This is a genomic window from Bradyrhizobium sp. CCBAU 11386, assembly GCF_028128955.1.
Classification (GTDB): Bacteria; Pseudomonadota; Alphaproteobacteria; order Rhizobiales; family Xanthobacteraceae; genus Bradyrhizobium.
In genome coordinates this window covers 46,204-59,082 of the sequence record NZ_LBKA01000241.1, presented here as the reverse complement: position 1 = coordinate 59,082, position 12,879 = coordinate 46,204, and the positions used below count along the sequence as shown (strand labels likewise).

General features: G+C 65.4%; 11 protein-coding genes. 9 read left to right on the top strand and 2 right to left on the bottom strand.

Translation table 11 applies throughout. From position 1 onward, the window contains the following. Positions 1–143: 143 nt before the first annotated feature. A complete protein-coding gene (locus XI09_RS26985) occupies positions 144–368 on the bottom strand; it encodes a hypothetical protein (protein ID WP_011085360.1) in 225 nt (74 codons plus the stop codon). Positions 369–624: 256 nt separating this feature from the next. Between XI09_RS26985 and XI09_RS26980 the strand changes: the two genes are divergently transcribed. From XI09_RS26980 to XI09_RS26960, 5 genes are all read left to right on the top strand, one after another. Then, positions 625–1,584, top strand: coding sequence for an N-carbamoyl-D-amino-acid hydrolase (locus XI09_RS26980; protein WP_271569540.1), 960 nt, complete (start codon positions 625–627; stop codon positions 1,582–1,584). A 2,172-nt stretch (positions 1,585–3,756) separates the two neighbouring features. After that, the gene (locus XI09_RS26975) at positions 3,757–4,311 is read left to right on the top strand and encodes a TetR/AcrR family transcriptional regulator (RefSeq protein ID WP_271569539.1); all 555 of its coding nucleotides are present in this window, start codon (positions 3,757–3,759) and stop codon (positions 4,309–4,311) included. Positions 4,312–4,362: 51 nt separating this feature from the next. Further along, the gene (locus XI09_RS26970) at positions 4,363–5,556 is read left to right on the top strand and encodes an MFS transporter (RefSeq protein WP_271569538.1); all 1,194 of its coding nucleotides are present in this window, start codon (positions 4,363–4,365) and stop codon (positions 5,554–5,556) included. Between the two features lie 124 nt (positions 5,557–5,680). Beyond that, on the top strand, positions 5,681–6,100 hold the full coding sequence (locus XI09_RS26965; RefSeq protein WP_271569537.1) for a DUF4118 domain-containing protein: 420 nt from the start codon (positions 5,681–5,683) through the stop codon (positions 6,098–6,100). A gap of 138 nt (positions 6,101–6,238) precedes the next feature. Continuing rightward, entirely contained in the window at positions 6,239–6,448 is a 210-nt protein-coding gene (locus tag XI09_RS26960; protein ID WP_271569536.1) for a hypothetical protein, read from the top strand. 257 nt (positions 6,449–6,705) lie between these two features. Here the strand turns inward: XI09_RS26960 and XI09_RS26955 are convergent, their stop codons facing one another. Continuing rightward, the gene (locus XI09_RS26955; protein WP_271569535.1) at positions 6,706–7,683 is read right to left on the bottom strand and encodes a LysR family transcriptional regulator; all 978 of its coding nucleotides are present in this window, start codon (positions 7,681–7,683) and stop codon (positions 6,706–6,708) included. Between the two features lie 118 nt (positions 7,684–7,801). Here XI09_RS26955 and XI09_RS26950 point away from each other — a divergent pair, with 118 nt between their 5' ends. From XI09_RS26950 to fba, 4 genes are read left to right on the top strand one after another with little or no spacing between them, the layout of a single operon-like run. Beyond that, complete coding sequence (locus XI09_RS26950) at positions 7,802–8,839, top strand: class 1 fructose-bisphosphatase (protein ID WP_271569534.1); 1,038 nt, start codon at positions 7,802–7,804, stop codon at positions 8,837–8,839. A gap of 12 nt (positions 8,840–8,851) precedes the next feature. Beyond that, complete coding sequence (locus XI09_RS26945) at positions 8,852–9,727, top strand: phosphoribulokinase (protein ID WP_271569533.1); 876 nt, start codon at positions 8,852–8,854, stop codon at positions 9,725–9,727. Positions 9,728–9,743: 16 nt separating this feature from the next. Continuing rightward, positions 9,744–11,762, top strand: a complete 2,019-nt coding sequence (tkt, locus tag XI09_RS26940) for a transketolase (RefSeq protein WP_271569532.1) — start codon at positions 9,744–9,746, stop codon at positions 11,760–11,762. A gap of 12 nt (positions 11,763–11,774) precedes the next feature. Beyond that, positions 11,775–12,860 (top strand): class II fructose-bisphosphate aldolase, encoded by a 1,086-nt coding sequence (gene fba / locus XI09_RS26935; protein WP_092187632.1) that lies wholly within the window; start codon positions 11,775–11,777, stop codon positions 12,858–12,860. The last annotated feature ends 19 nt before the right edge of the window (positions 12,861–12,879 follow it).

Genomic DNA, 12,879 nt, shown 5'->3' with positions numbered 1-12,879 from the left:
CAGCGTGCAAACCGCGCCGGCCACGCCGCGCGCGAGATGGGCTCGCGTCAGGTGCCTGGTCATGATTTTGCTCCATGCTCTGCATGGCAATGGCGGCGGCGGATGTTGGTTCCCAACGCGACGCCGAATCGCCGCCGTCCCGCCTACTTCCGCAGCAGCTCGCTCAATGCCGCCGTCGCCTCGGCGCAGCGGATGTCGTCGATCTCGCGCGACAGGCTGAGTGCGCTTGATCTGAGCTCTTCGACCTTCCAGCTCTCAGGATGCTGGCTTTCGAGCTGACTGAGACGCTTGTTCAGATCGTCCAGTCTTGATTGAAGCTGCCCGATGCTGGCGGCCCCGTTCACTTTCCAAACGCGTTGTGCACGCATCGTAGTTCCCCTGTAGTCTCACGGCGTTGTGAGAGCGGTTCGTGGCCGCAATGGGAGTTTCTCTTGTCCGGCTTCAGACCGTGGGGAACCGTTGCAAATCGGCAACGATGGTTCCCCGACTCGATGTGCAGGCTGGCTTGCCCTTGCGCGACGCGCGCCACAGGCGCGGAATCTGCATGTGGGCGATCACGACAGCACGCCGCGCGATAGCGCCTGGCGACGCAAGTCGAGGAAGCGAAGGATGAAGGATAGAGGCGTGGCGAGATTTGTGAATGTTGCGGCCGGCCAGCTTGGCCCGATTGCTCGAGCCGAGACGAGGACCGAGGTCGTGGCACGCCTGATGGCGTTGATGCGCCAGGCGAAGGCTTGCGGCTGCGACCTGATCGTCTATCCCGAGCTGGCGCTGACCACGTTCTTTCCGCGCTGGTATTTCGAGGATCAGGCAGAGATCGACGCCTTCTTCGAGCGCGAGATGCCGGGGGTGCAGACGCGCGCGCTGTTCGACCTCGCCCGTGAGATCGGCATCGGGTTTTACCTCGGCTATGCCGAGCTGACGGTCGAGGCCGGCGTCACCAAGCGCTACAATACCTCCATCCTGGTGGACAAGAGCGGTGCAATCGTCGCGAAATACCGCAAGGTCCATTTGCCCGGCCATGCCGAGCATGAGCCATGGCGCGAATTCCAGCATCTGGAAAAGCGTTACTTCGAGCCTGGCGACGGCTTCGGCGTGGTCGATGCTTTCGGCGGCGTGATGGGAATGGCGATCTGCAACGACCGCCGCTGGAGCGAAACCTACCGGGTGATGGGCCTCCAGGGCGTCGAGATGGTGATGATCGGCTACAACACGCCGGTGCACAATCCGCCTGCGCCCGAGCACGACGATCTCTCGCTGTTCCACAATCACCTGGTGATGCAGGCCGGCGCCTACCAGAACGGCACCTTCGTGGTCGGCGTCGCCAAGGCCGGCATCGAGGAGGGTGTCGACCACATCGGCGGCAGCTGCATCATCGCACCTTCGGGTGAGATCGTCGCGGCGTGCACGACCAAGGGCGACGAGATCGCACTGGCGCGCTGCGACCTCGATCTCTGCAACTCCTACAAGCGCACCACCTTCAATTTCGACGTCCACCGCCAGCCCCGCGCCTACGGGATGATCGTCGAACGCAAGGGCGTGACCGCCATGGCCGACGGCACGCCGGTGCGGCCGAAGGGGTGATGTTCCTGTAGCCCGGATGAGCGCAGCGATACCCGGGACCGCTGTAGCTTGTGGCAAGACCCCGGATGTCGCTTCGCTCATTCGGGCTACAGGCCTTGTGACCCGACGGGCAAAACACTTGGCGAAGCTGTCAACCCGTCTTCCCAAAAATATTCCACTTTACCGAAATTCGGATTTGTCGTATGTGTCGCCCATCCCGGCTTGACCTTGAGGGGCGATCATGTGGTCGTCATTTTCGCGAGCCGGGCTTGCGGTGGACGCGGCAGCGTCGAGCGCGAGAGGCGTGGGCAGGGCGGATTGCTCTCCGTGAGCCCAGGACTTCGTGCCAGACGAGCGGCGCTGTCAGGTTCGTCTCGCCAGCAAGTTTCCGGCTCCGTCGACAGGGCTGGAAAAACTGCGGCGAGCAAGCGAGCCGTGCGTACGGCAAAACCGTGTGGTCCTGGCCGTCGTTGCTACGGTCAAGCTCTTGCGGAGGCGGCAGTCGCGTCAACCGGCGCGATGCCGGTGAATTTCGCGGGAGTGAGGGAGGCCAGAACGAACTCGGCTCCCGGGAGAGCACGGCATAAGCCGTCCAACCACTGCGCAGGGAAGGCCGAGTGATTGGCTACACCTGTATGCTGCTGTGCGGTCTCCTTTGCGCTACATTCGCGCAGCAGACCGCGGGTGCCAGCCGGCACCCGGCCTTCCCTGCGCCCTCTTGGATCAAGAGGGTGGAGCGACGAAGCAAAGCTCGGGCGAAATCGGCTGCGAGGACGGGAAGGCGTGTCTGCGAGATGAGAAGGTGAATCTGCGAGATGAAATGCCCGCTGGAAGAGCGACGCTGTTGCCTCATACTCCGTCATTGCGAGCGCAGCGAAGCAATCCAGAATCCCTCCGCGGAAAGACTCTGGATTGCTTCGCTGCGCTCGCAATGACGATGTGGAGGCAGCGGTACGTCACGCTCCGCTCTCGTGCCCCGGACGCAGCGCAGCGCTCCTTCAGCGATGCGCTGCAGAGCCGGGGCCCATGCCACACGGAAGTTCGTGGCTTCTGGGTCCCGGCTCTGCGCCGCAACGCCATAAGCGCGTTTACGCGCGTCTTTGACGCACTATGCGCGTTGCAGCGCGTCCGGGACACGAGAGTGAGTGGCGACGATCCTCCATACTCCGTCATTGCGAGCGCAGCGAAGCAATCCAGACTGCCACCGCGGAAAGATTCTGGATTGCTTCGCTTTGCTCGCAATGACGGTGTGGAGACAGTTCGCCCCACACTCGGCGTCATCGCCCGGCTTGACCGGGCGATCCAGTACTCTGAGACGGCGGTGATTGAATCGAGAAGCTGCGGTGTACTGGATTCCCCGCCTTCGCGGGGAATGACCGTTGTATTTGGAGGACGAAGTCGATGCCCCTTGCTCCGTCATTGCGAGCGCAGCGAAGCAATCCAGACTGCTACCGCGGAAAGATTCTGGATTGCTTCGCTTTGCTCGCAATGACGGTGTGGAGACAGTTCGCCCCACACTCGGCGTCATCGCCCGGCTTGACCGGGCGATCCAGTACTCTGAGACGGCGGTGATTGAATCGAGAAGCTGCGGTGTACTGGATTCCCCGCCTTCGCGGGGAATGACAGTTGTATTTGGAGGACGAGGTCGGTGCCTCATACGCCGTAATTGCGAGCAAAGCGAAGCAATCCAGAGTCTTTCCGCGGAGGAATTCTGGATTGCTTCGCTTTGCTCGCAATGACGGTGTGGAGACAGTTCGCCCCACACTCGGCGTCATCGCCCGGCTTGACCGGGCGATCCAGTACTCTGAGACGGCGGTGATTGAATCGAGAAGCTGCGGCGTACTGGATTCCCCGCCTTCGCGGGGAATGACAGTGGTACTTGGAGGACGAAGTCGATGCCTCATACGCCGTCATTGCGAGCGCAGCGAAGCAATCCAGAGTCTTTCCGCGGAGGAATTCTGGATTGCTTCGCTGCGCTCGCAATGACGATGTGGAGAGAGTGCGCGCAACACCCCAATGTCGGCCTGGCCTTCCCCATGACGACATTGGGGCTGTGGCCGCCAGTCTCTCCCCCCAATCACAACCAGGTGTCTTGATTAGGAAACAATCATTCCCTATTATCCCGCAATGCAAAAATCCGCCCGCCGATCGCAAGCCATGGCTCAACCACCCGGACGTCCCCGGGAGTTTGACATGGACACTGCCCTGGACGGGGCGGTGCGGGTGTTTTGCGAGCGCGGTTATCATGCCACGTCGATCGGAGACCTCACCGCCGCGATGCGGCTTGCCACCGGCAGCGTCTACAAGGCGTTTCGCGACAAGCATGCCGTGTTCCTCGCCGCCTTCGAGCGCTACGCCGCGGTGCGCCGGGAGCAGACCCGCGGCGCGGCCGCGCGCGGGGCGAACGGCCGCGAGCGGCTGCGCCATGTGCTGCTGTCCTATGTCGAGTACTCCCAGGGCAGCGAGGGGCGCCGCGGCTGCATCGTGGTCGGCAGCGCGGTCGAGCTCTCCGCGGTCGATCCGGTGGTCCGCGCCCGCGTCAATGCGCAGCTCGCGACCAACGAGAGCTTCATCGCCGGCCTCATTCGCGAAGGCCAGGCGGACGGCTCGATTCCCCGCCATGTCGCGGCCGACGACACCGCGCGGCTGATGATCTGCATCACGCAGGGAATGCGCGTCGTCGGCAAGGCGCGCCTGTCGCTCGACGGGACGCGCCTCGTCGGCGTCGCGATGAAGCTGCTCGCCTGAATTCTTGGCCTATTAGGGAACGATCGTTCCCAATCTCTGGAGACCATATCAATGACGATGAATGCCACCATCGAGACCGCGCCCGAGCCGGATGCGGTGTCGCAGCGCCTGACCTTCGTGCTTGCCGCGGCCTGTGGCATGGTCGCCGCCAATATCTACTATGCCCAGCCGCTGATCGCCCCGATCAGCGCCGCGCTCGGCCTGTCGCACGCCGCCGCCGGGCTGATCGTCACCATGACGCAGATCGGTTACGGCACCGGGCTGCTCTTCATCGTGCCGCTCGGCGATCTCGTCGAGAACCGTGCGCTGATCTGCTCCGTCATCACGCTCGGCGCCGCGGCGCTGCTCGCCGCTGCGTTCGCGACGCACGCGCTGCCGTTCCTGATCGCCGCGCTGTTCATCGGGCTCGGCTCGGTCGCGGTGCAGATCATCATTCCCTATGCGGCGCATCTGGCGCCCGAGGCCATCCGCGGCCGCGTCGTCGGCAACGTCTCGACCGGCCTGATGCTCGGCATCATGCTGGCGCGGCCGGTGTCGAGCTTCATCACCGCGGCCTCGTCATGGCATGCGGTGTTCTTCGCCTCCGCCGCGCTGATGATCGTGCTCGCAGCCGGGCTCTGGATGGTGCTGCCGACGCGCAAGCCCGTCGCGCGCATGCATTATGGCACGCTGCTGCTGTCGATGCCGCATCTGGTGCGCACCATGCCGCTGCTCCGGCGCCGCGCGCTCTACCAGGCGAGCCTGTTCGGTTGCTTCACCCTGTTCTGGACGGTCGCGCCACTCCAGCTTGCCGGCGCGTTCGGCTTCTCCCAGCGCGGCATCGCGCTGTTTGCGCTGGCCGGTGTCGCCGGCGTGTTCGCCGCGCCAATCGCGGGGCGGCTCGCCGATCGCGGCCATAGCCGCATCGCGACGCTGATTGCGATGTTGCTCGCGGCCGCGGGCTTCCTCGTGACCTATATCGGCGAGGCCGGCTCGATGCTGAACCTCGCCTGCCTGGTGGTGGCCGCGATCGCCATCGATATCGGCGTCCAGGGCAACGTCGTGCTCGGCTTCCGCGCCATCTTCGCGCTCGGGCACGAACATCGCAGCCGCCTCAACGGCCTCTACATGGCGACCTTCTTCGCAGCCGGCGCTGCCGGCTCCGCGATCGGCGCCTGGGCCTTCGCGCAAGGCGGCTGGGCGCTCGCATCGGGAATCGGCCTCGCTCTGCCCGTCGCGGGCCTGCTCTATGCGGCCACGGAGTAACGGTGAAATTGTGCGATGCGGCCGTTTACCAAACGCCCGGGCATGCGTTTTCCGCCTCGCGATTTTCCTGCCGCTGTAGTACTTTGGTCGCAAGGCCCGGTTAACGGGCGGCAGGGGGAGGCTGATGAGACGTGCGGGGCTGTTTGGCGTACCGCGGGTACGGCCATTGTCGTGGCAGGCGTTTCTGCTGGGACTAGTCGTCGTCGGACTATCGGCGGTGTTTCAGGGCATCTGCGTCGCGCTCGGCGCAAAACTCTATTTCGCGGCGTTCGTGCCCGGCCTGTTCGTGCTCGGACTTGTCGCGGGTGCGCCGGCGGCGGCATTCGCCGCGTTGCTCACCATTCCGCTGGTGTGGTGGGCGTTCATACCGCCCTTCTTCCAGTTCACCCCGCTATCCGACGCGAATGCGGATTCCATCAACCTGTTCTGCCTCCTCGCCGTGCTCCTGATCGGCCTTGCCGATCTGTGCCGCGAGACGATGGCGATCGTCAGCCGCGGCGGGCTGAAGCGTTCGGGCGAGAGCGCGGCAACGAATTCGCAATAAATCGGCGATGCGCTCGCGCGCACGTTGCGCGCGCGCAACAGTCCGGCAACCATTCGCCAGCTTGCCGCGCGCCGCTAACTTTTCGAAAAAGATTTGGTCGCAATTTCTCCCCCGGGAATGACGAGGGAGTTTTCGGACATGAACGGCCAAGTAAACGGGCACGCCATCTTGGAGAACGTGCGCCGCTATCGCGGCATCGCATCGCTCTATCGCCAGACCGCTGCATTCCGCCCGGGCCAGAGCTGGTCGCTGCTGGAGCAGGCGCGGGATTGGGAAGCGCGGGCGCTGTCGGAGCTGGAAGCCTATTTCGCCACGCACATGGATTACGCCGCTCCGCGCGCAGCCTGATCGTTAACCATCGCCGCAAGGAGATCGGCGACGAACACCGGCGACCGCTGGCTCCAGTCGGGAGCAGAACCCGTGGCAACTACGGGGTTACCCCGGCGCCTGCGCATGATAGCAAGTCGCCCGGATCTCCTTCACGTCGGCCGGGGGCGAGCGATGACCACCTTCAACCGCATCTTCACGACAGAGCGCCTGCTTCAGATCATCGTCATTCTCGCAGCGACGATTGCGATGAAGCTGATGGGGTAAGCATCGGCGAGCTAGCGCTCACCGAGCTCGGGCACGTCGGGCAGATAGTTCGAGCCTTCCGAGCCCAGAAAATCGAACATCGCCTGCGCCGGCGGCAGCAGCACCTTGTCGCTGCGGCGGATCACGTACCATTGCCGCACGATCGGAAGGCCGGCGACGTCGAGCACGATCAGGCGGCCCTCGGCAAGCTCGTGCGCCACGGTGTGGGCCGAGATGAAGGCGATGCCGAGCCCGGCGATGACCGCCTGCTTGATGGTCTCGTTGCTGCTCATCTCCATGCCGATGACCGGCTCGAGGTCCGACTTCTGGAATATGCCCTCCATGAGCGTGCGCGTGCCCGATCCCGGCTCGCGGGTGAGGAAGGTCTCGTGCACGAGGTCGGTCAGGCTGAGGCCGGAATCCTTCTCCAGCCAGTGTCCCTTGCGGGCGACGATGACGTGCGGATTGCGCCCGAGCTGACGGACGTCGACGCTGACGTCGGCCGGTGGCCGACCCATCACCGCGAAATCGAGGTCGTAGCCGTGCATGGCCTCGCGGATCTCCTCGCGATTGCCGATGGTTAGCCTGATCTCGATCTTCGGGTACCGCTTGGTGAATGCCGCAATCGCATGCGGGACGAAATACTTCGCGGTCGAGACCGCGCCGAGATGCACGGTGCCGCCGGTCCGCCCGGCGAGCAGGTCGAGCGCGCCCTGGCAGTCCATGATCGCGGCTTCGACCCGCTCGGCGAGCGCCAGAACCTCCTTGCCCGCCTCCGTCAGCAGCATGCCGTCACCGGTCCGCTGCACCAAAGGCAGGCCGGCGAGGTCCTGAAGCTGGCGCAACTGCTGGGTCACGGCCGGCTGGGTCAGCCCGAGATGGCCGGAGGCCGCCGTCACGCTGCCCTTGGCCGAAAGCGCCGCGAGCGAGCGAAGCTGCCGGATCGTCAGATGCCGGAGCTGGGCCGCTGCATGGGCGGGGCCATTATAAGAAAATTCTTTGGCGCTCATTATGAATAGAAATTTTCCTTATTAAGCCACCCCTGTCAATCTCCTCGTGCCGGGACCGACCGCACCGACCTCCACCGGGGAGGGACATGGATGCGGCGCCGGCCAGGGGATGGACGCAATGACCGGGCAACTCAGGCTGGACGACCACCTTCAACGGTACTCGGAGACCGCGCCCTACGCGCTGGCGGTGGCGACCGCGGTCGATGCCATCGCGGCGGCGGCGATCGAGATCGCCGACCTCATCGGCACCGGCGATCTCGCGGACGCCTCGGGCCTGACCACAGGCCGCAACAGCGACGGCGACGTCCAGCGGGATCTCGACGTCCAGGCGGATGCGATCCTGCGCCGCTGTCTCGGCAAGCTGCCGATCGCAGCGCTGGCGTCGGAGGAGATGCGCGAGCCGCAGATCGTCGACCGCGCGGCCAGGATCTGCGTTGCGATCGATCCGCTCGACGGCTCCTCCAACATCGACATCAACATGACCGTCGGCACGATCTTCTCGATCCTGCCAGCTCCCGACGATCTCGCGCTCGCCTTCCATCAGCGCGGCTCGGCGCAGCTCGCGGCCGGCTTCGTCACCTACGGTCCGCAGACCTCGCTGGTGCTGACGCTCGGCGACGGCGTCGACATCTTCACTTACGACCGCAAATCCGGCTGCTTCCGCCTCGCGCGCAGCGCCGTGCAGATCTCCGAGGCGGGCGAGGAGTTCGCGATCAACGCGTCGAACCGCCGGCATTGGGATCCGCCGGTGCGCGCCTTCGTCGACGAATGCCTCGCCGGCGTCGAAGGTCCCGCCAATCACGATTTCAACATGCGCTGGATCGGCTCGCTGGTCGCGGAGGCTTACCGCATCCTCACCCGCGGCGGCGTGTTCCTCTATCCCTCGGACGCGCGGCCCGGCTATGGCGACGGCCGCCTGCGCCTCACCTACGAGGCGCATCCGATGGCCTACATCATCGAGCAGGCCGGCGGCTCGGCCTCGACCGGACGCGAGCGCATCCTCGACCTGTCGGCGCAAAGCCTGCACCAGCGCGTGCCGCTGATCATGGGCTCGAGCAACGAGGTGGCGCGCGTCGAAGAGCTGCATTGCGATCCGCTGCTGGTTGCCAGCGTCTCGGCGCCGCTGTTCGCGCGGCGCGGCTTCTTCCGGCTGTGAGGAGGGGAACACATGTCCAGGAAGCATCCGATCATCTCCATCACCGGCTCCTCCGGCGCCGGCACGACCTCGGTCAAGAAGACGTTCGAGCAGATATTCTTCCGCGAGAAGGTCAACGCCGTCTACATCGAGGGCGACGCCTTCCATCGTTATGACCGCGCAGAGATGCGCACGCAGATGGCGAAGGAGGCCGAGCGCGGCAACAGGCATTTCAGCCATTTCAGCCCCGAGACCAATCTGTTCGAGGAGCTGGAGCGCGCCTTCCGCGACTACGGCGAGACCGGCACGGCGGTGACGCGACACTATGTGCACGATGCCGAGGAATCCGCGCTGCATGGCGTTGCTCCCGGCACCTTCACGGAATGGGAGCGGCTGCCGGAGAATTCGGACCTGCTATTCTACGAGGGCCTGCACGGCGCCGTCGTCACCGACAAGGTCAACGTCGCGCGTTATGCCGATCTCAAGATCGGCGTCGTGCCCGTCATCAATCTCGAATGGATCCAGAAGCTGCACCGCGACCGCAGCGCGCGGGGCTATTCGACCGAGGCCGTCACCGACACCATCCTGCGGCGGATGCCGGATTACATCCACTACATCTGTCCGCAATTCACCGAGACGGACATCAATTTCCAGCGCGTGCCCACGGTGGACACCTCCAATCCGTTCATCGCGCGCTGGATCCCGACGCCGGACGAATCGATGGTCGTGATCCGCTTCAAGAACCCGCGCGGCATCGACTTCCCGTATCTGCTTTCGATGCTGCCCCACAGCTGGATGTCGCGCGCGAATTCGATCGTGTGCCCCGGCGCCAAGCTGGACCTCGCGATGCAGCTGATCCTGACGCCGCTGATCATGCAGCTCATCGAGCGCAAGCGAAACCTGAAGTGAACAAGGGGAGAATTCCATGAACATCTCCGTCCACGCCGAAGCCGACCTCACGGCTGTCGCGCATAACGATCTCGCCAACGCCGTCCGCTTCCTCGCGGTCGATGCCATCGAGACATCGCAGTCCGGCCATCCCGGCCTGCCCATGGGCATGGCCGATGTCGCGACCGTGCTGTTCTCGCGCTTCCTGAAGTTCGACTCGGCGCACCCGAACTGGCCGGATCGCGATCGCTTCGTGCTCTCCGCGGGCCACGGCTCGATGCTGCTCTATGCACTGCTCCATCTCACCGGCGGCGCCGTCAGCCTCGATGACATCAAGGCCTTCCGGCAGTGGGGCTCGAAGACACCGGGCCATCCCGAATACGGCCATACGCCGGGGGTCGAGACCACGACCGGACCGCTGGGGCAGGGGATTGCCACGGCCGTCGGCATGGCGCTCGCCGAGCGCATGGCCAATGCGCGGCATGGCGATGGGCTTGTCGACCACTTCACGTATGTCATCGCGGGCGACGGCTGCCTGATGGAAGGCATCAGCCAGGAGGCGATCTCGCTCGCCGGCCATCTCCAGCTCGGCCGCCTGATCGTGCTGTTCGACGACAACGGCATCTCCATCGACGGGCCGACGTCGCTTGCGACATCGGACGACCAGCTCGCGCGCTTCGCCGCCTCCGGCTGGTCGGTGCGCCGCGTCGATGGGCACGATCCGGAAGCAGTTGCGCAGGCGATTGCCGAAGAGCGCGAGACCACAAAGCCGTCACTGATCGCCTGCCGCACCGTCATCGGCTATGGCGCACCGGACCGGCAGGGCACAGAGAAGGCGCATGGCGCGCCGCTCGGCACCGAGCAGGCCGCTGCGGCGCGCCGAACGCTCGGCTGGGATTATCAGCCGTTCGTGGTGCCGATCCCGATCCTCAAGGCGTGGCGCATGATCGGACAGCGCGGGCAGGTCGAGCGTCTCGCCTGGCTCGATCGCTATGAAAGTGCGACGCCCGAGCAGCGCGATCTGTTCGTCGAAGGCAAGGTCGTCGCCCTGCCGGCCGCCTATGTGCTGGCTGCGGCGAAATTGCGCGAACGCTTTGCGAGCGAGCGGCCGAAGCTCGCGACGCGGCAGGCCTCGCAACAGGTGCTCGACGGCATCGCCGGGACAATTCCCGGCCTGGTCGGCGGCTCTGCGGACCTGACGCATTCGAACCTGACCCATGCCAAGGCGCAAACTCCTGTCAAGAGTGGCGCGTTCGCCGGCGACTACATCCACTACGGCATTCGCGAGCACGGCATGGCCGCCGCGATGAACGGCCTCGCGCTGCACGGCGGCTTCATTCCCTATGGCGGCACGTTCCTCGCGTTCTCCGACTACAGCCGGCCGGCGATCCGCCTTGCGGCCTTGATGCGGCTGCGCGTCATCCACGTGATGACGCACGACTCCATCGGTCTCGGAGAGGACGGCCCGACGCACCAGCCGGTCGAGCATCTCGCCGCGCTGCGCGTGATCCCGAACCTTCTGGTGTTCCGCCCCGCCGATGCGGTGGAGACGCTGGAGGCCTGGGACTGCGCCCTTGCGGCGGAGCATCGTCCCTCCGTGCTCTGCCTGTCGCGGCAAGCCTTGCCGACGTTCCGCAGTGATGTGCGCGGCAGAAACCGTGTCGCGCGCGGTGCCTATCTCGTGGTCTCGCCGGATGGCGGCCGCGATGTGACGCTGATGGCGACCGGCTCGGAAGTCTCGATCGCGCTGGAAGCCGCCCGCCTGCTCGCGACCGAGCACATCCGCGCGGCCGTCGTCTCAGCGCCCTGCTTCGCGCTCTTCGAGGAGCAGCCGGAGGATTACCGCGCCGCCGTGCTCGGCACCGCGCCGCGTGTCGGGATCGAGGCGGCCGTGCCCGGCGATTGGCCGCGCTGGATCGGCGCCGACGGTGAATTCGTCGGCATGCGCGGCTTCGGCGCTTCGGCGCCGGCGCCGGTGCTGTACCGCGAATTCGGTATCACGCCGCAAAACATTGCGGAAGCCGCCCGCCGGGCGATCGCCCGCAAGAGCCAATAAGGAGGACGACCCTTGGCCCGTATCACCCTTCGCCAACTGCTCGATCACGCCGCCAGCCACGGCTACGCGGTGCCGGCGTTCAACATCAACAACATGGAGCAGGGGATCGCGATCATGCAGGCGGCCGCCGAGGTCGATGCGCCCGTGATCATCCAGGCCTCGCGCGGCGCGCGCAGCTATGCCGGCGACCTCATGCTCTCCCACATGATCGACGCGCTGGAGCGGACTTATCCCGACATCCCGCTCTGCATGCACCAGGACCACGGCAATGACGAGGCGACCTGCGCGTCCGCCATCGCGCACGGCTTCACCTCGGTGATGATGGACGGCTCGCTGAAGGCCGACGCCAAGACCGCGGCCGACTACGACTACAACGTCGCGATCACCCGCCGCGTCGTCGATCTCGCCCATTGGGTCGGCGCCTCGGTCGAAGGCGAGCTCGGCGTGCTCGGCTCGCTCGAACATGGCGGCGGCGAGCAGGAGGACGGTCATGGCGTCGAGGGCAAGGTCAGCCACGACCAGCTGCTGACCGATCCTGACCAGGCCGTCGATTTCGTCCGCGCGACGAAAGTCGATGCGCTGGCCATTGCGATGGGCACCTCGCACGGCGCCTACAAGTTCAGCCGCAAGCCCGATGGCGATATCCTGGCGATGCGGGTGGTCGAGGAGATTCACCGCCGGCTGCCGAACACGCATCTCGTCATGCACGGCTCGTCCTCGGTGCCGCAGCCGCTCCAGGACATGTTCAACCAGTTCGGCGGCGAGATGCCGCAGACCTGGGGCGTGCCGGTGGAAGAGATCGTGCGCGGCATCAAGAGCGGTGTGCGCAAGGTCAATATCGACACCGACTGCCGGTTGGCGATGACCGCGGTGTTCCGCAAGGTCGCGGCGCAAAGTCGCAATGAGTTCGATCCGCGCAAATTCCTCAAGCCGGCGATGGACGCAATGCGCGATCTCTGCCGCGAGCGCTTCGAGCAGTTCGGCACCGCGGGCCACGCCAGCAGGATCAAGGTCGTTCCCTTGAGCGAGATGGCGCGGCGTTATCGTGCCGGCGAGCTCGATCCGCGCGTCGACGCCCGAGAGTCAGTCGCCGCCTAGTCATTCAGAGAGAGAAGAA

Coding starts and splice junctions, on each gene's coding strand:
- XI09_RS26970 (WP_271569538.1), top strand. CDS start 4,363: ATGACGATGAATGCCACCATCGAGACCGCGCCCGAGCCGGATGCGGTG.
- XI09_RS26985 (WP_011085360.1), bottom strand. CDS start 368: ATGCGTGCACAACGCGTTTGGAAAGTGAACGGGGCCGCCAGCATCGGG.
- XI09_RS26950 (WP_271569534.1), top strand. CDS start 7,802: ATGACCGGGCAACTCAGGCTGGACGACCACCTTCAACGGTACTCGGAG.
- XI09_RS26960 (WP_271569536.1), top strand. CDS start 6,239: ATGAACGGCCAAGTAAACGGGCACGCCATCTTGGAGAACGTGCGCCGC.
- XI09_RS26945 (WP_271569533.1), top strand. CDS start 8,852: ATGTCCAGGAAGCATCCGATCATCTCCATCACCGGCTCCTCCGGCGCC.
- XI09_RS26965 (WP_271569537.1), top strand. CDS start 5,681: ATGAGACGTGCGGGGCTGTTTGGCGTACCGCGGGTACGGCCATTGTCG.
- tkt (WP_271569532.1), top strand. CDS start 9,744: ATGAACATCTCCGTCCACGCCGAAGCCGACCTCACGGCTGTCGCGCAT.
- XI09_RS26955 (WP_271569535.1), bottom strand. CDS start 7,683: ATGAGCGCCAAAGAATTTTCTTATAATGGCCCCGCCCATGCAGCGGCC.
- XI09_RS26975 (WP_271569539.1), top strand. CDS start 3,757: ATGGACACTGCCCTGGACGGGGCGGTGCGGGTGTTTTGCGAGCGCGGT.